This window comes from Psychrobacter sp. H27 (assembly GCF_059072655.1).
Map to the genome: position 1 here is coordinate 2,021,297 of NZ_JCACRX010000001.1, position 25,960 is coordinate 2,047,256.

Here is a 25,960-nt window from a genome sequence, read left to right on the forward strand (position 1 = left end):
TTCCTTGTGACTTATTTATTATGATTTATTTTTTGTGATCTATTTGCTTATCGTTTTAGTGAGTCTTAGTTGTCTTCACCTAAGAAGCCACCGCTTTGGCGCTGCCACAATCTGGCATAGACGCCGTTTAACGCTAGTAGCTCATTGTGGCTACCTTGCTCGATGATACGTCCTTGATGCATGACGACCAGTCTATCTAACGCAGCAATGGTAGAGAGTCGATGGGCGATAGCGATAACCGTTTTGCCTGTCATGATGTCATTTAGACTCTCAGTAATCGCATACTCAATCTCAGAATCTAGCGCACTTGTTGCTTCATCCAAGAGCAGAATTGGTGCGTTTTTTAGCATAACACGTGAGATAGCGATACGCTGACGTTGACCGCCAGAGAGTTTGACTCCGCGTTCACCTACTTGCGTATCGAGACCTGTATTGCCTTTATCATCATATAAGTCTTTGATAAAGTCCCATGCTTGCGCTTGTTTTGCTGCAAACATAATCTCCGCGTCAGTAGCATCAGGGCGACCATAAGCGATGTTTTCACGCACAGTACGATGCAGCAAAGAGGTATCTTGAGTTACCATACCTATTTGTTGACGCAAGGATTCTTGAGTGACGGCGTCAATAGCCTGACCATCGATCAAGATTTTTCCGCTATCGACGTCAAAGAAGCGCAGCAATAAATTGACCAAGGTTGATTTGCCAGCGCCTGAGCGCCCGACCAGACCAATTTTTTCCCCTGGTTTGATGTCTAGATGAAAGTTATCTAGCAGTTTGGTATATGAGTTAGGTGTGTGCGTAGTGCCATCATGAGACTCGCTGTCTTGCGCGCGCTCATCTTCTTCAGATTCATAACTGAAATCAACATGCTCAAATACAATACGACCATCAGTGACAGTAAGCGCGCTTGCATCAGGTTTGTCTATGATCGTTTGCGGTGCTGATAGTGTACGCATACCGTCTTGCACGGTACCGATGCTCTCAAATAAACTGGCCGTCTGCCACATGATCCAGCGCGTCAGACCATTTAGACGTAACGCCATAGCGGTCGCCGCCGCAATTGCCCCGACACCCACAGCGCCTTGTTGCCATAAGTACAGACCAATACCTGCGGTACTACTGACCAAGATGACACTGATGAGGTGGGTTGATACTTCTAGATAGCTGACCCAGCGCATTTGTGCATGTACCGTACCCAAGAACTGTCCCATGGCGTTTTTAGCATAACCCAGCTCCCGGCGTGAATGGCTAAAGAGCTTGACGGTCATGATATTGGCATAAGCATCTGTGATACGCCCCGTCATCAGAGCACGAGCATCAGCTTGAACGATGGCAGTGTCCTTGAGCTTAGGAATAAAGTACCAAATCGTTAGTGCTACTAACACCAACCAAATAATAAAAGGTATGAGCAGCAGACTGTCTAGGTTAAATAAAATCACCCCTGAGGTGATAAAGTAGACAGAGACATACATAAACATATCAGTGACAGTCATGACCGTATCGCGGACAGCGAGTGCGGTCTGCATGACTTTAGCGGAGACACGCCCTGAGAACTCATCTTGATAAAACTGCATCGACTGACCAAGCATACGCTGATGAAAACGCCAGCGCATTTGCATAGGGAAAACACCCTGCAAGGTTTGAAAATGGACGAACGATGACAACGCAATCCACAACGGGCTGACAATCATCACCGCAAGCATAAGCAGTAGCATATCGCCTTTTTCTGCCCATAAGTTTTGCGGTGTATAGATACCTAGCCAGTCGACGATATCACCAATCCACGCAAACAGCATAGCCTCATAGATACCGATACCAGCGGACAAAACCATAAAGAGCAACAGCCAGCCACGCAGACCGTTGGTACATACCCATAAGAACTTTAGCATACCATCGCGAGGTGATGGCAGCGGCATAGGGGTGTCTGGAAAGGCGGGTAGACGGTTTTCAAAAAAGCGAAATAGAGCATTCATAGGCAGCAGTAAAACATCAATAGCAGTACGTCGAGATGAACGAGAAGTCTCGTTATCTCAAATCTTTACTTTTGTGATTGGGGTTAGGTGCTATTTTAGCAAAATTACCCATCATACCTGCATGCTAATTGTAATTTGATCACCCATGATGCTCATTGCCAGAGCTTTGGTATGGGCAATAATAAATGGATTGCTGCAAAAAATATATTTTGCTACCTTTTACAGCGCGCTTATCTAACTCACTATTCATGTGCTTAAGTATAGCGTTGGCAGTTATGATGTGATCAGGCGCCCGTTGGATAGATAAAGTGGCTTAAGTCAGGTACTACTGGTATACAAACAAGCACCCAATATAGAGGTCAAACAAGGTAGAAGTGAATGATGTATTTAACAATCGCGGTGCTATGCAGCGTTGCTGTCTCTGTACTCTTAAAAGTATTGCGTCAAAAAAACATAGATATACGTCAGACTATCGTGGCAGGGTATCCGGTGGCATTTTTACTGACATGGGTATTATTACAGCCTGATATTGGTGCCATACATGCGCTTGATAGTGCTTGGGGTATTATCATCGCGCTTGGGGTATTGTTGCCCGCGATATTTATCATTCTGGGCCGTGCTATTGAAGCAGTCGGCATGGTAGCAACGGATGCGTCTCAGCGCTTATCACTGATTATCCCCATTGTCGCTGCTTTTCTATTGTTTGGTGAAGTGTTGACGGGTACTCGTATACTTGGGTTGGCATTAGGATTTTTGGCACTAGGTGCGCTTGTCTATCGACCACAGCATAATGATATCACTCGGCAAGCAAAGCATACGCCACTATGGTTATTCGGGGTATGGGCAGGCTACGGCATTATTGATATCTTGTTCAAACAGGTCGCCAAACAAGGCGCCGCTTTTCCGTTGACGCTGTTTGTGAGCTTCGGTATGGCAGGTATGCTGCTTTTTATCTATCTACTTATCAGCCGGGTACGCTGGCAAAAAGACGCACTCATAGCAGGTCTGCTGCTTGGAGCGCTAAACATGGGTAATATCTATGCCTACGTACGTGCCCATCAAGTGTTATCTGATTCACCCAGTATCGTCTTTACGGGTATGAATGTCGGTGTTATTGCGGTGGCAACATTAATTGGCGTAGGCGTATTCAAAGAGCAACTTAACCGTATCAATATAGTGGGGTTACTACTCGCTGTATGCTGTGTGGGCGTGCTCTTTTTAGCATAGTTTTTACCCAAAATAGTTGTATAAAAGTAATTTTAGACACGCTGTCACGTATCCTATATAGGCAGACAATCCATCCTATGATAAGGTTGTTTGCAAATAACATGGTTTATATAAGCCATATACCGTCTCGTTATGATATTTGACCTCAACCAATAAAAACAGGATGCATCCTCAATGGAATACGATAAGCAATTACAGCACATAAAAAATGGCTCAGGTTTCATCGCGGCGCTTGATCAAAGCGGCGGTAGTACACCAAAAGCACTAGAAAACTATGGTGTTAGCGGTGAAGCGTACGATAGTGATGAGGCGATGTTTGATTTGGTGCACGAAATGCGTGCGCGTATCATGACATGTGACTGTTTTGACAAGGAACGTGTGCTTGGCGCTATTCTATTTGAAGACACCATGGAGCGCGACGTCAATGGTAAGTCGACTGCCAATTATCTATGGGAAGACAAACACATCGTACCATTTTTGAAGGTAGATAAAGGGCTGGCTGACCAGATGGATGGCGTACAAGTGATGAAGCCGATGCCCAATCTAGACCTGCTATTGGATAAAGCAAAAAACTATCCAGTATTTGGCACCAAGATGCGTTCAGTGATCTATGAGCCAAGCGCTGATGGTATTGAGCTGGTGGTACAGCAGCAATTTGATGTGGCCAAGCAAATCATCTCAAAGGGTCTCATGCCGATCGTCGAGCCTGAGGTCAATATAGACAGCGCGCAAAAGCATGATTGTGAGCTATTATTAAAAGCCGATATCTTGCGTAATCTTGAGCGCTTGGGTGACGAACATCAAGTGATGCTTAAGCTGACATTGCCTGAAGAAGCAGGATTTTATCAAGAGCTGATTGATCATCCAAAAGTGCTCAAAGTAGTCGCACTATCTGGTGGTTATAGCCGTACCGATGCGTGTGCTAAGCTCAAGCAAAACCCCGGTATGATTGCGAGCTTCTCTCGTGCCTTTACCGAAGGGTTGAGTAAGCAACAAAGCGATAGCGAGTTTGCTGACACCATCAATAATTCTATCGAAGAGATTTATCAGGCGTCGAAGGTTTAATAGTACTGGTTTAATGAGATGGGTGTAATAGGTACTGGCTTGATAGTCATACATAGACCAAAGAAAAGCCCGAACCTGACTATCAGGTTCGGGCTTTTCTTTGGTAGGACTATTATTTGATAGAGCTAAAAAACTTACACCTCTTTATATAACTGACGCCCTTCCTTATTGTATTTCTCCATCATTTCAGCCATGCCTTGACGGACTTCCTCAGCACTGGCTTCGCCAACTTGTCCCACCAGTTCAGTATCAACTTTTTTAATCAAATGATCAGCATCGCTTAAGTCGCCTGATTGCGGTGTGACTTTTTTATTCGCGGCATCTTTATCAAGTCCAGCTGCATACTCACGTACGTTTTGGGTGATTTTCATGGAGCAAAACTTCGGACCACACATCGAGCAGAAATGGGCTGATTTATGTGCGTCTTTTGGTAAGGTCTCGTCGTGATATTCGCGCGCGGTATCAGGATCGAGCGCCAGATTGAACTGATCATCCCAGCGGAATTCGAAACGTGCTTTGGATAAGGCATTATCACGTGCCTGCGCACCAGGGTGACCTTTGGCCAAATCAGCAGCGTGAGCGGCAATCTTGTAAGTGATAATACCGTCTTTGACGTCTTTTTTGTTTGGTAAGCCCAAGTGCTCTTTCGGTGTCACATAGCACAGCATCGCTGTACCAAACCAGCCAATCATCGCTGCACCAATCGCACTGGTGATATGGTCATAACCCGGTGCGATGTCGGTGGTTAATGGCCCTAAGGTATAAAAAGGCGCATCCGCACACAGCTCAAGTTGCAAGTCCATGTTTTCTTTGATACGGTTCATCGCCACATGTCCAGGGCCTTCGATCATGACCTGTACATCATGTTCCCATGCGACTTTGGTCAATTCCCCAAGCGTACGTAGTTCACCGAACTGCGCCTCATCATTGGCATCTTGTAGACAGCCAGGACGTAAGCCATCACCTAGACTAAACGCCACATCGTACTGCTTCATAATCTCGCAGATGTCTTCGAAATGCGTGTACAAGAAACTTTCTTTGTGATGCGCCAGACACCACTGCGCCATGATAGAGCCACCACGCGACACGATACCCGTTAAGCGTTTTGCAGTGAGTGGTACATAGCGAAGTAGGACGCCGGCATGAATGGTGAAATAATCCACGCCTTGCTCTGCTTGCTCAATCAAAGTGTCGCGGAAGATTTCCCATGTTAGGTCTTCTGCGACGCCATCGACTTTTTCCAGCGCTTGATAAATCGGTACGGTACCAATTGGCACAGGCGAGTTACGGATTAACCATTCACGGGTTTCATGAATATGATTACCCGTTGATAAATCCATAATGGTATCCGCACCCCAACGTGTGGCCCACGTCATTTTGGATACTTCTTCATCGATAGACGAACCCAGCGCGGAGTTACCGATATTGGCATTGATTTTCACCAAGAAATTGCGCCCGATGATCATCGGCTCAGATTCAGGGTGATTGATGTTGTTTGGGATGATTGCACGTCCAGCTGCCACTTCGTCACGGACAAACTCAGGCGTTATGATAGTAGGCGTATTGGCGCCGAAGCTCTCGCCGTCATGTTGACGCATATCGGTCAGCGCGTGCTGTTTTTGCGTCTCACGTATGGCGATATATTCCATCTCAGGGGTGATGATGCCGCGACGCGCGTAGTACATCTGCGTGACATTCCCTGGTTTTTCATCAATATCTTTAGCACGGCGTGGCTTGTCAATATGAGCAAATCTAAGGTTGGCAGTGCTGATATCGCGAGCACGTGCTTGACCGTATGAGCTAGATAGACCGCTTAATTGCTCCGTATCGTCACGCTCGGCGATCCAGTTTTCACGCAGTTTTGGTAGACCTTTCGTCAAGTCAATCTCGACATTGGGGTCAGTGTAGACGCCTGAAGTATCGTAAACATAAAATGGCGGATTATGCTCACCGTTTTTATCACCCGTACCGCCGACTGGTGTATCCGCCAAGCTGATTTCGCGCATCGGTACTTGGATGTCAGGTCTTGAACCTTGGATATAGACTTTGCGAGAGGCGGGTAGAATACGGTGCAGGTCGCGTGCATCTTCTTCAAAGCGCGCATCACTGGCAGCACGGTGGGCAGGTGTTTTTAGGGCGTCTGCTTTTTTATCTGCTTTGACGGTGTCAGTAGAGTCTGAGGTAAGAGGTATGTTGTTGGCTGGGTTATGCGTTTGTGCAGATGAGGCACTGTCTAAAGAGGTGTTGTCTAAAATGCTGTCTAAAGTAGTCATATGCTGTCCTAGCGTGTTGGTTTTTGAATAAAATCAACACCGCCAGTATCTGCGGGTGCAGCACCTATCATTGAGACAAGTTTGGACTATCGACACCTAACAGCGATCAAAAAATTGCCGCGGTAAATGGTCATCAAATAGTGGACGCAGATTTGTATCTTCGCTCGTTGTCTGCTCATGCGGCACGCATACTCAGACAATGATGATAAAAATGTATTTCTACGCGTCCTTTGTCATCAATAACAAAGTGCTTAAGACTTCCCTGCGTCGGTACTAACCGCATCAGGTTCGGCGGGTGATCTCTCAGCGAATGTAGATAGGCGGCTACTGTTATTAATGTTTAACTATAAACGCTTAATAAAGTAGGCCAATACTACACCGCACCCCGAGTCTGTCAGTGTTGTAAATCAGATTTCATACTAGCAAAATTCTGCACTAACAGCTAATAGTATTTGAACGTAAGTATCAGACTCCAAATGCGATGTTTAATATATTTATCCAATAGGCCACTCAGTATCAGTAACGACTATCGCTTGGTATCACTGGGCTAGGCAGAGGTTGTCTAAATATTATGTAAAGCGAATAAAAGATTGCGACGGTTGTCATTAAATTGTCATAAAGATTTGGCAAGATATCACGCATATCACAAACAATGCTTTTTTATATCGTCGTTAAACTTCAGGAGTTCTACATGCGTTATTCGTTATTAGCAGTAGCCGTCAGTTGCACCTTAATGCTTACGGCATGTAATAAGTCAACAGATACGACAGAAACCGCTGCCGCTGATACTAGTAGCGCTACGACCACTACTCAGACTCAGGAAACGACTGCTGCTGATGCTGGTTTTAAATCTGCTGAAAACATCGCAATGAACATCACGGGTGCAGGTGCCTCATTCCCGCAGCCTATCTATGCCAAATGGTCTTATGACTACAATGGCGCGACTGGCGGGCAAGTTAACTACCAGTCAATTGGTTCATCTGGCGGTATCAAACAAATTCAATCAAAAACTGTCGATTTTGGTGCTTCTGATGCGCCATTGACACCTGAAGAGCTAGCAGAATCTGATCTTATCCAGTTCCCAACGGTCATCGGCGGCGTCGTACCTATCGTTAATATTGATGGTATTGAGCCAGGTGCCTTGAAGCTAGATGGTACGACTTTGGCAGACATCTATCTAGGTAAAATTAGCAACTGGAATGACCCGGCTATCGCAGCTATGAACCCAGATTTGACCTTGCCAGATGCGGCAATCACAACGGTATTCCGCTCAGACGGTTCAGGTACGACGTTTAACTTTACTGACTATCTAGCAAAAGTATCACCAGATTGGAAAGATACGGTTGGTGTTGATAAAACGGTTAAGTGGCCAACCTCTGCGACTGGCGCAGGTGGTAAAGGTAACGAAGGCGTCTCAAGCTATGTAAACCGTATGAAAAACTCTATCGGTTATGTTGAGTATGCATACGCTAAGCAAAACAACATGTCACATACTGCACTGAAGAACGCCGCGGGCAACATCGTTCAGCCATCTGCTGAGACATTTGCCGCAGCAGGTGACATCGATTGGTCACAACAAGAAGGCTTTTATAAAGTCATCACTAACTCTGAGACTGAGCAAGCATGGCCTATCGCTGCTGCAACCTTTATCTTAGTACACAAGCAGCCAGAGAATCCTCAGCAAGTTGCTGGCGTGTTGAACTTCTTTGACTGGGCGTATACCCAAGGTGATGACAGCGCTATGAGCCTAGATTATGTCCCATTCTCTGATACGGCAGTGGCTCTATTCAAAGCAAAATGGAACGACGTAAAAGGTAGCGACGGTCAGCCAGTTTATAAGCCAGCGCAGTAAGTTGCTACTCTTGATTTTGACATAGTTAGACTCTCAAACAACCACTCTATAGAGAGCCTGGTTGTTTGAGAGGTTTTATCACAGCAATTTTGACCGTAACACTGACTGCAGTACTGATGGATATATTGAGCAGTTGCCATTGGTACACAGGATCGTCAATGATTATGCGGGCGGGCTTGTTGTGATAAAGCTGAACAAACACACTGGTTTTTTGAATTCACTCTATTCAATGCTGAGACACTTATGACAGACTTAAGGTCCCAACTGGCTAAACAAAAACGTTACGACGCTTTATTTGTCAACTCTACCAAAGCGTTTGCCATACTGGTCCTCCTATCTTTAGGGGGCATTTTAGTTTCTCTCATCGTTGGTGCTTGGCCGAGTATTCAAGAGTTCGGGCTTGGGTTTTATACCAGCAACAATTGGGACACGGTCGCCAATGAGTACGGCGCGCTTGCGCCTATTTACGGTACGCTAGTTACCTCACTCATCGCTATCGTGATTGCCGTACCCGTCAGTTTTGGTATTGCGATATTTCTGACTGAGATGTGCCCTAAGTTCCTCAAAAAACCACTGGGTATTGCCATTGAGCTATTGGCCGGCATCCCTTCTATCATTTATGGTATGTGGGGTTTGTTTGTTTTTGCGCCATTCTTTGGCGATCATATCCAGCCATGGTTTATTGAGCACATCGGTCCTCTACCTATCATCGGTAAATTGTTTGTAGGTGCTCCCATGGGACTGGGGATGTTCACGGCATCTCTAGTGCTGGCTATCATGATTATTCCTTTTATCGCAGCCACCATGCGTGACGTCTTCTCTGTTGTACCAGATTTACTCAAAGAGTCTGCCTACGGTATGGGCGCGACGACGTGGGAAGTTATGTTCAAGATTATCCTCCCTTATACCAAAGCAGGGGTTGTTGGCGGCGTTATTTTGGGTCTGGGGCGCGCACTTGGCGAGACCATGGCGGTGACTTTCTTGATAGGTAATGCTTTCAATATCAGTCCAAGTCTGTTTACTTCTGGTGTGACGATTACCTCTGCCTTAGCCAACGAGTTTGCCGAAGCCTCTAGTGAGCTGCATTTGGCCTCGCTACTACATTTGGGCTTAATACTGTTTGTCATTACCTTCATTGTGCTGTCTTTGGCCAAACTCATGCTTATGCGTATGGATCATAAAGCGGGCAACCGATAAATCATGTATCAGACTTTGATATTGATAAAAGATATGGGAAATAAAGACTATGCCTTCTAACAATGCGCTCAACGCACCACTACCAGTCAAGACAAGCTCTAAAGCACGTTATAACAAGAGTCTTTATAACAAGCGCCGTTGGACCAATAAGCTTGGGCTAGGGTTTGCCATGTCAGCCATGGTTTTTGGTTTGTTTTGGTTGTCGTGGATTCTAGTGACATTATTTGTTGAAGGTTTTCAGGGAATGATGGAGTTACCCATCTTTACCGCTGATACGCCGCCCCCTATGAGTGCTGGTGGTTTGCGTAACGCCATTGTTGGTTCGGTAATGCTCGCATTTTCAGGATTGTTCATTGGTGCGCCCATTGGTCTTATGACCGGTATTTATTTGTCTGAGTTTTCTAAAGGGAGTATGCTGGGTAAGGTCACTCGTTTTTTGAATGATATCTTATTGTCAGCGCCTTCGATTGTTATTGGTCTATTTATCTACGCTCTGATGGTAAAAGGTCAAAGCTTCTCTGGTTGGGCAGGTGCATTAGCATTGGCATTGATTGTTATTCCAGTGGTCGTGCGTACGACTGAGAGCATGCTCAATTTGGTGCCCAATAGTTTGCGCGAAGCAGCATACGCACTCGGTACGCCAAAGTGGAAAATGGTAACGCAGGTCACGGTCAAAGCGGCTAAAGCTGGACTGACCACAGGTGTACTATTAGCCTTTGCTCGTATCACAGGCGAGACGGCACCGTTGCTATTTACAGCACTTAACAACCAGTACTTCAGTACCGATATGGGTCAGCCGATTGCCAACTTACCCAACACCATCTATCAATTTGCTATGAGCCCGTATGATAACTGGCACATGTTGGCTTGGGCAGCCGCGCTGCTTATCACGGCGTCTGTCTTGGTACTAAACGTATTGGCACGGTTTATTGGTAATAGAGGTCAGGTTAAATAAGTCTTGATTCCCTGTAGTATCGCAGCAGATACTCACTCAAATTTATATGAAATCAATTAAGATAGGTTGAATAATATTATGAATGATGTCATAAGCAAAGCCCGTACAAAAACCACAACGAATGATTTTGATACGGCAACCGACAGCCTATTGAGTAGACCTATGTCAAATAACCAAAAGTCACAGCAACCCGTTGCTACTGATTTCAACAAACAAACCCGTCACGATATCCCTAAAAACATGCCTGCCGCAAAAATGGAAGTGCGAGATCTAAACTTCTATTATGATGATTTTCAGGCACTAAAGAATATCAATATTGATATCGCTGATAAAAAAGTCACTGCCTTTATCGGTCCTTCAGGTTGCGGTAAATCTACACTACTGCGTACCTTTAACCGCATGTATGACTTATACCCAGGTATGCGTGCAGAAGGTACGATCAATCTCGATGGCAATAACATCTTGGGCAAAGACGTCGATGTCAACTTGCTAAGAGCACAGGTCGGTATGGTTTTTCAGAAACCAACACCGTTCCCTATGTCTATCTATGACAATGTCGCCTTTGGGGTACGACTCTACGAAAAGCTGAGCAAAGACGAGCTCGATCACCGCGTGGAGTGGGCGCTGAAAAAGTCAGCCCTATGGCCAGAAGTGAAAGACAAACTAAAAGCATCAGGTCTGTCACTATCGGGCGGTCAGCAGCAGCGTCTATGTATCGCCCGTAGCGTCGCGACCAAACCCGAAGTCCTACTGCTCGATGAGCCAACATCTGCACTTGATCCTATCTCAACTGGCGCGATTGAGGCGTTGATTGAAGATCTAAAAAACGACTATACGATTGCTATTGTCACGCATAACATGCAGCAGGCTGCCCGTGTGTCTGACTACACGGTGTATATGTATTTGGGCGATATGATTGAGATGGGTGAGACCGATCAGATATTTACTAAGCCTGCCCAAACAGCTACAGAAGACTATATCACTGGTCGTTATGGTTGATATTGAGTGACACCAAAGGTAAGTAGTAATGCGTTAAAACTGAAGCTGGATCAAACATCAAGTGCTCAACAGGACATTGTGAGTCGAACTGTTTTATCTAGCCAGCACACACTGAGCTCATAAAATATAGATTTCAGGGAATACCTCTCATGCAAAGTGATAAGCATATCTCCAAAAGTTTTGACCAAGATCTTGATGAAGCCATTCGTTTGTTTTTGTACATGGGTGATAGCGCTGCCAACCAAGTGGCGAAAGCGATCCATGCACTGATTGACAAAGATGAGATACTGGCGCAAGAGGTCATCGAGATGGACTTTGATATCAACCGAATGGAGGTTGAGCTCGATGAACACATCTTGCTATTGGTTGCGAAGCGTCAACCTGCAGCAGGAGACTTGCGCCTAGTCATGTCTATCAGTAAAGGTGTGGTAGATCTTGAGCGTATTGGCGATGAAGCGGTAAAAATTGCAAAAATGGCAAGCAAAATTGCAGCACAAGGCAAATCGTCTTATGGCTATGCTGAGGTACAGCACTTAAGCAATCAAGTAAGGTTGATGCTTAATAACGCGTTAGAAGCCTTTAGCCAATCAAATGCTGAGCAGGCGTTTGAAGTGATGCGCAATGACAGTGTGGTCAATAACGAATATCAATCTGCTATCCGAGCATTGATGACCTATATCATGGAAGACTCTAGACAAGTCTCAAAGGTCATTAATATCATGTGGATTTTGCGTTCGCTTGAACGTATCGGTGATCATGCACAAAACGTAGCAGAGCTAGTTATCAATTATATCAGTGGTCAAGATGTACGCCACTCAGACTACGCCATGGTCGAAAAAGCAGTACAAGAAGCCAATGACCGTCTGGCTGCTCGTCAAGTCAGTACCATGTCAGTCGACGACTACGAATCGTTAGAAAGTAATGACGACTGATAATGCAGTCAGCATAGTTTGCTCATAATAAAAAACGCGCTATAGCTAGCGCGTTTTTTTGTGGTCGTTACCAATACATAGAAAGCTCAGATTAGCTTTCTGGTGTCCAGCCTTGGGCGCGTTCGTAGTCTTCATTGTCCAAGAACTTATCACGTTGCTCGGTCAGGAATTTTTTGGCTTCAGGGTCCATCATGCTCAAATGATTTTCGTTGATGAGCATGGTTTGATGTTCAAGCCATTCTTTCCATGCCTTTTCAGATACCGTTTCTTGTAGTTCTTGACCTTTTTTATTTGGGAAAGGTGGATGCGGCATTTTTGGCAGATCTTGCTTGTATTTACGGCAAAAGACGGTATTGGCTTGAGGGTTAAAAGTCTCAGTCATAAGGCATTCCTTATTTATTATATTGGGTAAAATCACATGATCTTATGAGACCATGATAACGGTCTTGGTAGATTTAGCAAAGGATATCTGGTGTATCGTTTGCAATTACTAGCTTAGTAGCATAAGTCTTAGCATCTTAAATTTTAGTGTCACAAGTTTCAGCATCACAAACTTTAGTACGATAAATAAAAACACCCGCTACAGATGCGGGTGTTGGGTGTAGATATTACGAATATTGATCGTCAACCATAGCTTAGCCGCTATTTTGAATCAGCTATCTCGTCAGTTGACTAGACAAAGGCCTTTAAGCGTGCGCGTCCATTAACCACAGCTTTCTTAACTTGGTTTGGCGCAGTACCACCTAAATGGTCACGAGCGGCAAGCGAGCCCTCTAGAGTTAGATAATCAAAAACATCTTCGCCAATAGCGTCGCTGAATTGCTGCAACTGTGCTAATGATAAATCACTGAGATCGACACCTTCTTTGATACCTAGCGCAACCGCATTACCGACCACTTCATGCGCATCGCGGAAGGCAACGCCCTGGCGTACCAGATAATCTGCCAAATCAGTTGCCGTAGCATAGCCTTTCATTGTCGCCGCGCGCATACTTTCTTTATTCGGGACGATGTTTGGTAGCATATCAGCGAATGCCAAAAGCGACCCTGTCAGGGTGTCGACACAATCAAACAAAGGTTCTTTGTCTTCTTGATTGTCTTTATTGTAGGCGAGCGGTTGGCTCTTCATCAAGCTGAGCAATGTCATGAGCTGACCAAAGACTCTTGCCGCCTTACCGCGTACCAGTTCAGGCACGTCAGGGTTTTTCTTTTGTGGCATGATCGATGAGCCAGTACAGAAGCGATCTGGTATCTGTACAAAGTTGAACTGTGCTGACATCCAAAGAATAATCTCTTCGCTCATACGTGACATGTGCATCATCAGGATAGAGGCAGCTGAGGTAAACTCAATTGCAAAGTCACGATCTGAGACCGCATCAAGTGAGTTTTGACAAATACCTTCGAACCCTAATAGTTCGGCGGTGATGGTGCGGTCGATAGGGAAAGTCGTGCCAGCGAGGGCTGCGCTGCCCAGTGGCATCTGGTTGATACGGCGGCGGGCATCAACCAAGCGCTCAGTATCACGATACAGCATCTCAAACCAAGCCATCACGTGATGACCAAAGCTGACAGGCTGGGCGGTTTGTAGGTGTGTAAAACCAGGCATAATGGTATCGGTATGTTGATCAGCCAGATCAAGTAAGCCGCTTTGTAAACGCACGAGCAGGGCAATAATATTATCAGTCTCTTCACGTAACCATAAACGGATATCAGTGGCTACCTGATCATTACGGCTACGACCAGTATGTAGTTTTTTACCGACTGCGCCTATAATGTCAGTTAGGCGTGATTCGACATTCATGTGGACATCTTCAAGAGCGATTGACCAGTTAAACTCGCCTGCTTCGATCTCGCGTAATACCTGGTGCAGTCCATCAATAATCGTGGCCGTTTCATCAGCGGTTAGAATATCGCATTCTTTGAGCATCGTTGCGTGGGCAATTGAGCCTTGAATATCGTGACGAGCAAAACGTTGATCAAAGCCGACAGAAGCAGTAAAAGCGGCAACGAAGCTGTCCGTCGCTTCGCTAAATCGTCCGCCCCACATTTGCTGGCCCTGACTGTTTTGTGTCGCATCAGTTGTTGTAGAGACATCTGTGCTAGAATCAGAGACAGATGAACTTTTACTTGATTCGGGATTACTAAGGTTTGAAGAATTGGCGTTCATATCGGTACAAGACAAGTCAAGAGAATAAGAACTCGAGTATAGCAAATGATGAGGTTGCCTTACTAGCCGAACGTTTAGAGTTTTTTATTCCCAAACTCATGAAGCTCATGAGACCTTGGCAGTGGCTGACATATATCGTTTTTTGGTCACTGTTTCTGACAGTGATTGAGCGTCATGGTCTGTCAGGTTGGTCTGATTTTATTATCAAGTTCTTTTCTCGAGTGCTACAGAATTCACTAACCGTCATTCCAGCGCTATATTTGGTCGATTATCTGCGTCCTGCCTTCAAAAATGCGAGCATTCCTAGTGTGAGTGTGCGTATTGTCATGCTCATGATGTTTTCTGCTACGGTATCCATGGCGTTAGTGGTGTTGGTCATGATTAATCTAGGATTGATGGCATACGACCGTCAAGCTTTTGTGATCAATTTGCTATTCAATACAGTACTGACTGGTGGTTTTACCATTGTGTTTTTATTATATTTTTTGCGTAATCATCGTGAGCTCAACGCACTCAAAATATCTTTTGAGTATAAGTTAACCGCCCAAAACGATTTGATTAAAGCCCGTACTGCTCCGCATTTTTTCTTTAATACGATCAACACACTTGTATCACTTATTGAATCCAATCCGCCAAGAGCTGCTGCCTTACTACAGCATGTCTCTGCTTTGTTCCGTGCCAGTTTTAGCGGTGCGCGTGAGATCAGTTTTGAAGAGGAAGTCGCGCTTTGTGAGCATTACTTAGCGATTGAGTCTAGTCGCTTAGCAGATAAGCTCGAGGTAAGCTGGCAGCTGCCTGATGAAGACATCATGTACGATATGGTCATCACGGCTTTAACCTTACAAAGTGTTTTAGAAAAGATGCTGCTCAATGTTGTAGAGATGACCACCGAAACGATTCATATTGATATCAAAGTCACTTGGCAGCAGCACCGTGTGGCAATTCAGATTGAGGTAGAACTGCCCAAAAAAACCTTGATCATCAATCATGATTTGCGTCAGCACATGAATTTTTATATTCAAACGGATCGTTTACGTGCCCATTTTGGTCAAAGTGCTGATATCCAAAGTCTCGTAACCAGTAACCAAGTTACCACCATTATTGACTATCCCTTACAAGATGTCAGTTTATAATATTTGCACCTTTTAGGTGCTTTTGAGTGCTACTGTTCACGTATTATGAAGTGTGGCATATTTATTGCATCATCTTTTATATCTATATGGTTATTGCGATTTATATCTGGTGAATAATGGTTAATATAAAATAGGATGCGACGAAACGTCATCATATCGAACCGATCAATATATTCGTAATACCATCAAAAACATTAAGTATGTCTTTAGGTGGGAGTTTTCATGCGTATCGTAGTTTGTGATGATGAGCCTTTGGCACGTGAGCGCTTAGTCAGAATCGTACAAGAGTCAGGTCACGAGGTCGTCGCTCAAGCCACAACAGGTGGAGAGGCCATCGTCGCTGTAAAAATTCAGCAGCCTGATATTATATTATTAGACATTCGGATGCCTGAGATGGATGGGGTACGCTGTGCTCAAGAGCTTGCCAAACTTGAGCATCCACCTGCTATTATTTTTGTTACCGCTTATGATCATTACGCGATTGCGGCACTAAAAGCCAATGCAATCGGGTATCTGTTAAAGCCTGCAAACAAAGATGAGCTATTAGAGGCACTGAACAAAGCAAAAAACCTAAACGCGGCGCAGCTCAACGAAATTCGTAAGCTAGAAGATCCAACCGCGCGTCCAGTACGCGAGCATATTGCTGCCCGTACTCACCGCGGTGTAGAACTGATTAAACTAAAAGACATTTATTACTTTGCAGCAGACCAAAAGTACGTCAAGGTACGTCACAAAGATGGCATGGTACTGATTGATGAAACGCTAAAAGAACTAGAGCAAGAGTTTGATGACCGTTTATTTCGCGTGCATCGCAATGCGATCATTAACCTTAATTTCTTGGATTATTTAGAAACCTTAGATGCGGGTCAATATCAGATACGATTTAAAGACATTGATGAGACGCTAGCCGTGAGTCGGCGCCATCTGCCAGCCTTACGTGACAAAATTCAAAGCATGTAATGAGGTGTTCCCATTTCGACATAATCCTGCCATATCATCCAACCCTTATTTATGCTTAAATAGGGGTATTTTTTTGCGTCAGCCTCTACTATCAATGATTTGAGTGACCACTTTTCTGTGGCAAGATTGCCCTATTATTTGGTAATGACGTCATGATGGTGGGCTGATAGCATCGAGTTTATTGAGGCCCTTTATGAGCAATCTACAGCAACCTGCTTTGACTACACTAACTATCGCTACGCGGCAGAGTCCTTTGGCTCTATGGCAAGCGGAGCACATTCGCGATCGTTTATTGGCGCTTTATCCTGAGCTGACAATCGAGTTACTAAAAATTGTCACTAAGGGTGACAAGATTTTGGACACCCCTTTAGCCAAAATCGGCGGTAAGGGTTTGTTCGTAAAAGAGCTGGAACAGGCACTGTATGACAAACAAGCAGATATTGCCGTACATTCACTAAAAGACGTACCGATGCAGCTTCCTGAGGGTTTGATGCTAGGCGTTTATTGCAAACGTGCTTCACCAACGGATGCTTTTGTCTCAAATACTTATAATAGTATTGACGAGTTGCCGCAAGGTGCCGTCGTTGGGACGTCGAGTCTGCGCCGTCAGTGCCAGATCAAAGCGTACCGCCCAGATCTACAAATCAAAACCCTGCGCGGCAACGTAGGTACGCGTTTGGGTAAACTAGATGCTGGTGAGTATGATGCGATTATTTTAGCGACCAGTGGATTACAGCGCATTGAATTAGATGCGCGTATACGCGGAGAGTTAGATATTGCTGCTTGTTTACCTGCAGTTGGTCAAGGTGCCTTAGCTATCGAATGCCGTGAGGGTGATGATGAAGTACTACAACTACTGGCACCGCTAAACGATGACAAAGCTCGCATTCGGCTCATCGCTGAGCGTGCACTAAACCGTCATCTAGAAGGTGGCTGTCAGGTGCCGATTGCTGCTTATGCTGTGTTGCAAATGGCGGACGAGACCAGTGCCAATAATGATGACAATGGCGAAAACGGCAATAACGATGATGGTAATGTGTTGTGGTTACGTGGGCGAGTGGGTCAAGCTGATGGTAGCGAGCTGTTAAAGGCAGAAAAGCGAGCGACGTTGGTCGGTACGCAAGATGAGCAAGAAGTGCAGGCCAATCAGCTAGGTATCGATGTTGCAGACATGCTACTCGCTGATGGGGCTGGAGATATATTATCAGCCATTTATGAGCCTGAATAACCGATAGATTGCATTGTGATTTTGTTATAGACCAGCATTTCAAATGGCTGGTCTATAGTGGAGCTAACTTTATAGGTCTTTTGCCATGGTACAGCTATGTCATCAACGTCAACCCAAGTGACATTCAGTCGTGATAGTCACAATAGTCACCCGGATGACTCATCATCAGTGCCGCAAATTGTCATCAATACGCGTCCAACAGAACGTGCTGCGCCGCTGACACACCATCTGCAAGCAGCAGGGTTTACAGTAGTCGAGATACCAATGTTGGTATTGCAATCACGTTCAACGACTGACGATGATATGACACTGATGCGTGCATGGCTCGCTGGTGAATATAAGGCTCTGGTAGTTATCAGCCCAACTGCGGCTACGTTAGGATTGAATGCTTGGCGTGCACTTGTGCACAACGAGCATAGTGACTGTAGTCATTCGGGAGAAGCGCTCAAGCGGCTAGTATCTGAACAGCCAGAGACTAGGCAAGCTGAGATACTCTATGAACTTCTTGTCGCGCCAAGTCAAATCATTGCAGTCGGTCAAGCCACTGCTACGGTACTGAATCAGGCAACAATAGAGGCGACAAGCTACCAAGTATTGCAGCCTGAGGTTGCCAATAACGAAGGTATGCTGGCAATGCCTGAGATTGAAAGTTTGCAGCCTGGTGATAAGCTACTGATATGGCGTGGTCTTGGCGGGCGACGATTATTGGTCGATACATTACAGGCCCGCGGTGTGCATATTGATAGTATTGCGTGGTACGAGCGCACGATGCCTATTGATGCACGATCTCAATATCAGCAATATCAACAAGATTTTCTTGCACATAACAAAGAAAAGAACGCACGATCGAATCAATCAAAACCAATCGTAGTTGTGAGTAGTGGGGTCGCCTTTGAGCACTGGAAACATATCATTAAAGGTGCACAGGTAGAGACTTTGGTATCAAAACCAGATACATATGCGGTGAGTCATACCGAGGAAAGTGTGCCACTCGCGTTATCAGACTTTGCTTATGTTGTACTGGGTGAGCGTTTAGCAAAGATGGTGGCAGCAGAACACTTGAGCTATTGGCGTGTAGAAGACTTAGCACCAGATACGATTCTCTCAGCCATCAACGCTACCAATTAGTATTATAATCTTTTATTTGCTTTAAACATAGTCACACCTATAAATAGTGGTACAGCCTTATGTCAATGAATCCTGAGTCTTTACCCGAAGGTCCTTCTGCTGTACAGCAGCGCCGCCAAGCAAACATTTTGCTGCTGCGGATGCAGTGGCTAGTTATTCTGCTACTTATCGCAGCGCTGCTTTGGTTATATATCAGCCAGCAACGCTTTCAACATAGTGTCAATGAGCGCTTACAAAGTAATGAACAGGTCGTCAGCCGTTTAAACGAAATGGACGATCGCTTATTTGCTATGAGCCAACAGACACTGCCTGAACCGAGAGTGGAGGCCAGCAGTCAAGCGCAAAACCAGCTGGATCTATTACGTATCCAAATAAAGGCTGCCGATAGACTACTAGCAGATAATAATGATAGTGCAGCGATAGAGCTACTGCGAGGGTTGCATTGGCAGTTGGCACAAAGCAGTAATGAGATTGCACCTGCGTTGACTGTGGTCATCAAGCAAAGCTTGCTCCAAGATATCGAACGCTTACAAGCGCAAAGCTCACAACCGAGTCCATGGCAAATCCAAAACCTTGCGATTCAAAATATCCAAGAGTTTTTGCACAGTCATGAGCGTCTTGGAAGCTACGAGCGTACGGATATTCAGCGCCGAGAGCTTGTCGATGCTGCAACAAACAAGCCTGCTAACAGACCGGTGAACAATGAGGCAAGTCTCTCTCGCAGACAGCTCGTCATTCACGAAGTCATCATGACCTTAAATCTTGCAAGCCAATCTAGCAATATGCGTGAACAGGACCAATTGAGTAGTTATTTGACCCAAGCGCGCAAACAGCTAAAAACGTTAATTCCTAAGTCATCAGTTAGCAAAAAGTCTACTCAAAGTGATGCGATTGGCATTGTTCCAGCGGACAAAAAACCGATAGGTGCACAAGCTAATTCGGACACGGCTTTAGACACCAATTTAAAAACCAACGTAGACACTAATTTAGAAATTATGAAAGCCCCTAGCGATATACCAGAAGTTATCGCTTGGCTAGATCAACTGATTGCCAATACACCCAAACCAACCCCTTTATTGACCACACAAATCTTAGACAAACCTCAGAGCCAGTAGAGGTTGTTTAGCAGCGCGACAAATACTGAATATAAAGAAAAAGGTAAGTTATGACTGATTTTAACGAAAAATATGATTTTTTGGCTGACGTGATTACCGAGCGTCCTGACGTACTGGCTAATTATCCAATCATTCATCCCCAGCCAATTCATTGGGGTGAGATGGATGCATTTAACCACCTCAATAATGTGGTTTATTATCGTTACTCTGAGTCAGCGCGTATTGGTTATTTACATGCGTTAGATATGTTTGATGGCAGTATGGTTACCGTACTGGCGCAATCGAGCTGCCAATACTTACGCCCAGTAACGTATCCTGATACCTTGCTGCTAGGTGTGCGCTGCCAGCGTCTGGGTAATACCAGTATAACAATGGAATATAGCTACTATAGTACAGCGCAAAACATCATCGTGGCGACGGCCGAGGCAGTGGTGGTACGTCTCGATAGTGATGGGAAAGGTAAGTTGCCATGGACAGCGGAAGAGCGCGCGCGGCTGTTAGCACTAGAAGCGAAATTTGATCACACTCCCGAGCTTTAGAGTGATATTAACCTGACGCTTTTTTGAGAGGTCTCGCTGGTTAAAGTTGAAGGGTATCGTCGGTTAAGCGTTGATTATTGAAAACAAAAAAAGGGCACGCTAACATGATATTAGCGTGCCCTTTTCGCGACTTATGTTTTAGTCCACTTTTAAACAGGCTTTAGCTTTGTTGCGGGGCGCTGACAAAATCAACCACATTTAAGTCAAAGCCTGATAAGGCATAAAACTTCATCGGTGATGACAGTAAACGCATATCACGTACACCCAAGTGACGCAGTATTTGTGCACCAACGCCGATACTACGATAAGGCTGCTGGGCGATGGTCGATAGTGACTGATTGTCTGAAGCTTTATCTAACGCATCTCCTAGATCGACTGGCTGATGATTACCTACCCAAACCATGACGCCACGATCTGAAGCACTGATTTCTTCTAGTGCTGACTGTACGCTCCAGCCGCTACGACCCGTCGTATCATTTTTGGCAGCAAATAGATCACGTAGTGGATGGAAGCCATGGACACGTACGGTACTCACGCCTTCGCTCACATCACCTTTTACCAATGCTAAATGTGTTTCTTCAGCACCAAACTCACGGAAACGATGCAAGGTAAAAGTGCCATGTTCAGTTTCAAAAGGACGCGACTCGATTTCTTCTACCGTTTGCTCATTGGCGATGCGGTAGTTGATGAGATCGGCGATTGTACCCATTTTGATGTCGTGTTCTTTTGCAAATATCTCAAGATCATCTCGACGTGCCATCGTACCATCAGCATTGATGATCTCTACAATGACTGCTGCAGGCTCTAATCCTGCTAATCTTGATAAGTCGCAACCGGCTTCTGTGTGGCCTGCACGGTGTAGAACACCGCCGTTTTGTGCCATGATTGGAAAAATATGCCCAGGTTGGACGATGTCTTCTGGCTTTGCAGCAGACGAGACCGCAGCTTGAATCGTACGAGCGCGGTCCGCTGCAGAGATACCAGTGGTAACACCTTCAGAAGCCTCAATAGACACCGTGAAGTTTGTGCTAAATTTTGCTTCATTGCGATCTGACATAAGCGGCAGGGCTAATTGCTGGCAACGCGCCTGTGATAGGGTTAAGCATACCAAGCCGCGCGCGTGAGTAATCATAAAGTTGATATCTTCAGGGCGAACGTGCGTCGCTGCCATGATGATATCACCTTCGTTTTCGCGGTCTTCATCATCCATCAAGATGACCATTTTTCCGGCACGAATATCTTCGATAATCTCAGGAATCGTATGTAAACTCATAGTAAGTCTCAATATTTTATTATTAATAAATATGTGTGGTTTGGAATATAAAGCGTTATCTGCCTATTGTAGCAGTAGATGGTACAACGCGCTGTTGCTGTTGAGCAAAGCGCGTGATAATCATAGTAATCAAATAACAGTAATCAAATATAGAAGTAACTCATGACTCTTATATATCATTGTGGATACATTTTAACGGTTTTTGACCACGCGTGCTGCCTCAAAGCTGAACTATCACGCTTAGTCTTTTAAAAATGGGGTTAAATATTACTAATGGCTCATACGTATAATGACTAATCCCTAAACCAACGATAGCTCAAAATTTCCGACACATCAGATGGTATTCTCAATCATTACTCGCTGCTTGGGTTTTTAGCCATTCTATAAACTGTTTACTATGCTGCTCACGTTGGTTATCAGCAAACTTATAAAAACTGGTACCCAACAAGTTTTCTGGCAAATAGCTTTGAAGATAGTAGTGATTAGGATAGTCGTGAGGGTAAGCGTAACCTTGTCCGTAGCCCTGATTGCGCATCAGTTTTGTCACACCATTACGTAGGTGTAATGGTACAGGGGAGGCATCCTTTTCTGCCAAAGCCATCGCTGCATTTATCGCTTTATAAGTGCTGTTGCTTTTGGCACTGGTCGCCAGATAGACCACGACTTGCCCCAATATGATGCGTGCCTCTGGCATACCGATAGATTGCACACTACGTAGGGCTGCATCAGCAAGAAGTAGGGCATTTGGATTGGCATTACCGATATCCTCACTGGCGAGTATTACCAATCGACGCGCAATAAAATCGGCAGGCTCTCCGCCAACCAGCATCCGCGCCATCCAATATAGCGCAGCGTCAGGATCTGAGCCGCGTACTGATTTAATCATGGCTGAAATAATATCGTAATGCTGCTCACCATCTTTGTCATAACGTACCAACGCCGTTTGCGCCACTTGGCTAACCAGCTCGTCATCAATGATTATTGGTGATTGCTCGGTGTCGGCTGTTTGGATCGCAAGCTCTAATAAGTTTAGCGCCTTTCTTGCGTCGCCATGTGCCAATTGACTGATGGTATCTTGCGCTTGCAAGTCGATAGTCAGTTTTTTAAGGACAGCGTCTTCTGCTAGTGCTCGCTGTAATACGGCACCAATCTGCTCAGGCGTCAACGGCTCTAAACGATATACTTGGCAACGTGATAATAGAGCATTATTGACGCTAAATGATGGGTTCTCTGTGGTTGCACCAATTAAGGTAATATCCCCAGACTCCACAGCGCCCAAGAGCGCGTCTTGCTGCGCTTTATTAAAACGATGTATCTCATCGATAAATACCACAGGTGACTCAAGGCTTAATGAGTCTTTATTGTCTAATACTTCACGCAGCTGCTTGACCCCAGTATTCAAGGCAGAGAGCGCATGAAAAGGTCTACTAACGGCATCAGCCAATAGCATCGCGATGGTTGTTTTTCCGATACCTGCTTCACCATGTAAGATAATAGACGGCAAGTGTCCTTGCTCTACCAAACGTCGTAGCGGTGCGCCTATAGCTAAGAGGTGCTCTTGACCAATAATAGCAGCAAGTGAGGCAGGGCGCATACGCTGGGCAAGGGGGGTGTCGGCGTGAAAGTTGGTCGGCATAGAACTCTCTATCAAATAATTAAAAAACCATCAATGGATCATAATGGCAGTTATCAATGGGCGTTATCGCTAAATACAGAACGTTGAGTACAGAGCACCGCATTCTATTCTATATTTACTATTCTGAGTTCATCTAAATACACTCAGTTGTTTGGCATGATTCTCGCAGCAACTTTATAATGACACTCAATATTGGACATGAGCCATAAAAGTAGGCTAGGTTATAAACCTAATGTTACCTGTAAGTATGGGTCATACACGCTAGGCTAACGCAAAAACATGTTAATGAAAGCTCACTAAGCGTATAGCTTATGTCCTTGATACTTTAGTTCTCACAATTCATCTATATTAACGGTTCAACCATTTCAGTAACGGACTTGGTAAAAATGGATAACCAAACATAATCTATTAGAAGTAGCCTATCAAATATAAGGTAATACATTGACGATGTCTAAACCCACACTCAAGCGCTTATTTAATCGATATCTACGTAACCGTAACCACAGCCAGCGGTCGCGTGGTTTGACGGCAGGCGAGATAGCGCTGGCGAGATCCGTATTTGGTGAGAGTATCAGACTTGATGAGGTTCGGCTAAAGACCGCTTGGTGGGTACTAAAAAACTATGCCGTCAGTCCCAATGGTAATATCTATTTTAACCCAGCTGATTGGATTATAGATTTTAGTGACGCGCCTTTGGCGAAACAGAGCTGGCTAATACATGAGTTGACTCACATATGGCAATTGCAGCAAGGTTTAAAAGTCGTACGCGGTGCCCTTATCGATCGGCGCTATGACTATGTATTAGAAACGGGTAAATCCTTTTTTAAGTATGGTATAGAGCAGCAGGCACGTATGGTACAAGATTATTTTGTACGTCGTCAGCGCGGACAAGACTGCCAAGCTTTGGAGGCTTGCATACCATTTTTGACCGTAAATCCTATTACTAACATTAAAAGCACTGGTAGCTCTTTTATCAGCTAGGTTTTGCCTGTCATATGATAATTAGGTTTCTAACTGCTTGGGGTAATTAGAGATAGTGCTATGATTAGTAATAGTATGACTAATGAATAAGATAAAAATAATTATATGCCTATTAAATTGGGTTTGTTCAATGACTAATAAGTCAGTGATGGCTCGAAGAATAAATGAACAGAGAATGACAAACGTTAGTTATCGTCATCACTTTAGCTTTTTATACGTTTGCTTTATTAAAGGATATGTACTCTTATGCTTAGATTTTTATCAGTGAAGCCTAATACTGACACTCATTATCAATCGCCACTGCTTGCAGCAGCGTTGACGAGTGTACTGTTTCTGACGGGTTGCCAACAGCAAGCAGATACCCAGCCTGTACCAAGCGATACCGAGACAAGCGAAAAAACAACTGAAGAAGACAGTCAGCCTATGCCACAAAGCGATTCGGCTGCAGCGCGTATAGAACAGTTTCAACCTATATATGTTGCACAAGCGCAAGGGTTGCAGCGCCGTCTTCAAGCAGAGTATGAGTCACTGCAAGCGGCAGATGCATCAGACAGCGATGAGTCCTTACTACTAGGCGGTGCAGCTGACAATGCTAACGATAACGTGACTGACAGCACAGGTGAAAACACTACTAGCAACAACAGCAACGATGAGACAATAGAGAATGCGTCAGAGGGCTCTGGTGTTGATAGTGCTGAGCAGACAACAGCATCGAACAGCCCAGTGGCTATAGGTAGCAATACAGATTCGGATGCAGCGGTCGATATCAATACTAGTACCGAAGTTGGTGAGCGTGACTTGACGGTGTTAAAGCGTATTAGTCTGGAGCCACGTAAACCTGTGATACTGACCGAAGCGCAGATAATAGAGCGCTATCAACAAACGATGGATACGCTATATCAGCCTGTGACGACGCCACTCAGTGCAGAGGATTCTGACACACTGATTAACATCGCGACTTTAGTGCCGCAATTGTTTGAACATGCAGAGATTGCCGGAAGGTTAAGTGCAAAAAGCCCAGCGCTGGCTCGTTTGATTATTCAGCATCAAGTATGGGAGCAGATAGAAGCGCAGCAGGTAGTCGATATGCAGCAGATGAAACAACAGCAGCAGCAAGAGTTTGAGATGCTCATGACTAAGTTTAATGATACGATTAAAGGCTATGATGAGCAGATTGCAAAGTATGAACAGACTTTGAAAGAATTTCAGTAAATAACCATGTCATGTTCGTAGTATCAAATATACATACTAGAGCCAATAGTACCTATCAAAGAGCAATAAAAAATCCCGCATGATAGCGGGATTTTTTATTGCTCAAACACGGCTCA

The 25,960-nt window shown here is 44.9% G+C and carries 21 protein-coding genes and 1 riboswitch; of the genes, 15 read left to right on the top strand and 6 right to left on the bottom strand.

What is annotated here, in order from left to right:
- Nucleotides 1–65: 65 nt before the first annotated feature.
- Nucleotides 66–1,973, bottom strand: a complete 1,908-nt coding sequence (locus AC5JPY_RS08235) for an ABC transporter ATP-binding protein (protein WP_443525051.1) — start codon at nt 1,971–1,973, stop codon at nt 66–68.
- Nucleotides 1,974–2,351: 378 nt separating this feature from the next.
- Between AC5JPY_RS08235 and AC5JPY_RS08240 the strand changes: the two genes are divergently transcribed.
- Complete coding sequence (locus tag AC5JPY_RS08240) at nt 2,352–3,200, top strand: EamA/RhaT family transporter (protein WP_443525053.1); 849 nt, start codon at nt 2,352–2,354, stop codon at nt 3,198–3,200.
- A 174-nt stretch (nt 3,201–3,374) separates the two neighbouring features.
- Entirely contained in the window at nt 3,375–4,265 is an 891-nt protein-coding gene (locus AC5JPY_RS08245; RefSeq protein WP_443525054.1) for a fructose bisphosphate aldolase, read from the top strand.
- 134 nt (nt 4,266–4,399) lie between these two features.
- Here AC5JPY_RS08245 and thiC read toward each other — a convergent pair whose 3' ends face one another.
- A complete protein-coding gene (thiC, locus tag AC5JPY_RS08250) occupies nt 4,400–6,538 on the bottom strand; it encodes a phosphomethylpyrimidine synthase ThiC (RefSeq protein ID WP_443525056.1) in 2,139 nt (712 codons plus the stop codon).
- A gap of 242 nt (nt 6,539–6,780) precedes the next feature.
- A riboswitch (TPP riboswitch) is annotated at nt 6,781–6,936 on the bottom strand.
- 293 nt (nt 6,937–7,229) lie between these two features.
- Between thiC and pstS the strand changes: the two genes are divergently transcribed.
- The 5 genes from pstS (at nt 7,230) to phoU (ending at nt 12,473) form a co-directional block, all read left to right on the top strand.
- Nucleotides 7,230–8,390, top strand: coding sequence for a phosphate ABC transporter substrate-binding protein PstS (gene pstS, locus AC5JPY_RS08255; RefSeq protein WP_443525058.1), 1,161 nt, complete (start codon nt 7,230–7,232; stop codon nt 8,388–8,390).
- A 243-nt stretch (nt 8,391–8,633) separates the two neighbouring features.
- A complete protein-coding gene (pstC, locus tag AC5JPY_RS08260; protein WP_319050716.1) occupies nt 8,634–9,587 on the top strand; it encodes a phosphate ABC transporter permease subunit PstC in 954 nt (317 codons plus the stop codon).
- Between the two features lie 49 nt (nt 9,588–9,636).
- On the top strand, nt 9,637–10,542 hold the full coding sequence (gene pstA, locus AC5JPY_RS08265; RefSeq protein WP_319050715.1) for a phosphate ABC transporter permease PstA: 906 nt from the start codon (nt 9,637–9,639) through the stop codon (nt 10,540–10,542).
- 78 nt (nt 10,543–10,620) lie between these two features.
- Nucleotides 10,621–11,541, top strand: coding sequence for a phosphate ABC transporter ATP-binding protein PstB (gene pstB / locus AC5JPY_RS08270; RefSeq protein ID WP_442967648.1), 921 nt, complete (start codon nt 10,621–10,623; stop codon nt 11,539–11,541).
- 149 nt (nt 11,542–11,690) lie between these two features.
- Complete coding sequence (gene phoU, locus AC5JPY_RS08275) at nt 11,691–12,473, top strand: phosphate signaling complex protein PhoU (protein ID WP_443525061.1); 783 nt, start codon at nt 11,691–11,693, stop codon at nt 12,471–12,473.
- A gap of 91 nt (nt 12,474–12,564) precedes the next feature.
- On the opposite strand, the gene AC5JPY_RS08280 is transcribed toward phoU, so the two are convergent.
- Together AC5JPY_RS08280 and argH are read right to left on the bottom strand one after the other, a co-directional pair.
- Nucleotides 12,565–12,855 carry an oxidative damage protection protein gene (locus AC5JPY_RS08280; protein ID WP_443525063.1) on the bottom strand — a complete coding sequence of 97 codons (291 nt, stop codon included), beginning with the start codon at nt 12,853–12,855 and terminating at the stop codon, nt 12,565–12,567.
- A 290-nt stretch (nt 12,856–13,145) separates the two neighbouring features.
- A complete protein-coding gene (argH, locus tag AC5JPY_RS08285; RefSeq protein ID WP_443525539.1) occupies nt 13,146–14,519 on the bottom strand; it encodes an argininosuccinate lyase in 1,374 nt (457 codons plus the stop codon).
- A gap of 227 nt (nt 14,520–14,746) precedes the next feature.
- Between argH and AC5JPY_RS08290 the strand changes: the two genes are divergently transcribed.
- From AC5JPY_RS08290 to AC5JPY_RS08315, 6 genes are all read left to right on the top strand, one after another.
- Nucleotides 14,747–15,772 carry a histidine kinase gene (locus AC5JPY_RS08290; protein WP_443525065.1) on the top strand — a complete coding sequence of 342 codons (1,026 nt, stop codon included), beginning with the start codon at nt 14,747–14,749 and terminating at the stop codon, nt 15,770–15,772.
- A gap of 222 nt (nt 15,773–15,994) precedes the next feature.
- Nucleotides 15,995–16,732: a LytR/AlgR family response regulator transcription factor gene (locus AC5JPY_RS08295; protein ID WP_319050711.1), complete on the top strand. Its 738-nt coding sequence runs from the start codon at nt 15,995–15,997 to the stop codon at nt 16,730–16,732.
- A gap of 193 nt (nt 16,733–16,925) precedes the next feature.
- A complete protein-coding gene (hemC, locus tag AC5JPY_RS08300) occupies nt 16,926–17,960 on the top strand; it encodes a hydroxymethylbilane synthase (RefSeq protein WP_493852337.1) in 1,035 nt (344 codons plus the stop codon).
- Nucleotides 17,961–18,056: 96 nt separating this feature from the next.
- A complete protein-coding gene (locus tag AC5JPY_RS08305) occupies nt 18,057–19,088 on the top strand; it encodes a uroporphyrinogen-III synthase (RefSeq protein WP_443525069.1) in 1,032 nt (343 codons plus the stop codon).
- Between the two features lie 59 nt (nt 19,089–19,147).
- Entirely contained in the window at nt 19,148–20,203 is a 1,056-nt protein-coding gene (locus AC5JPY_RS08310) for a hypothetical protein (protein ID WP_443525071.1), read from the top strand.
- 50 nt (nt 20,204–20,253) lie between these two features.
- Nucleotides 20,254–20,742, top strand: coding sequence for an acyl-CoA thioesterase (locus AC5JPY_RS08315; RefSeq protein WP_443525073.1), 489 nt, complete (start codon nt 20,254–20,256; stop codon nt 20,740–20,742).
- Nucleotides 20,743–20,902: 160 nt separating this feature from the next.
- On the opposite strand, the gene ribBA is transcribed toward AC5JPY_RS08315, so the two are convergent.
- Together ribBA and AC5JPY_RS08325 are read right to left on the bottom strand one after the other, a co-directional pair.
- Nucleotides 20,903–22,015 carry a bifunctional 3,4-dihydroxy-2-butanone-4-phosphate synthase/GTP cyclohydrolase II gene (gene ribBA, locus AC5JPY_RS08320; RefSeq protein ID WP_319050705.1) on the bottom strand — a complete coding sequence of 371 codons (1,113 nt, stop codon included), beginning with the start codon at nt 22,013–22,015 and terminating at the stop codon, nt 20,903–20,905.
- Nucleotides 22,016–22,361: 346 nt separating this feature from the next.
- On the bottom strand, nt 22,362–23,651 hold the full coding sequence (locus AC5JPY_RS08325) for a replication-associated recombination protein A (protein ID WP_493852338.1): 1,290 nt from the start codon (nt 23,649–23,651) through the stop codon (nt 22,362–22,364).
- 447 nt (nt 23,652–24,098) lie between these two features.
- Between AC5JPY_RS08325 and AC5JPY_RS08330 the strand changes: the two genes are divergently transcribed.
- A complete protein-coding gene (locus AC5JPY_RS08330) occupies nt 24,099–24,632 on the top strand; it encodes a type IV secretion protein Rhs (RefSeq protein WP_443525077.1) in 534 nt (177 codons plus the stop codon).
- Between the two features lie 246 nt (nt 24,633–24,878).
- Complete coding sequence (locus AC5JPY_RS08335; RefSeq protein ID WP_493852339.1) at nt 24,879–25,844, top strand: hypothetical protein; 966 nt, start codon at nt 24,879–24,881, stop codon at nt 25,842–25,844.
- Nucleotides 25,845–25,960 lie beyond the last annotated feature (116 nt).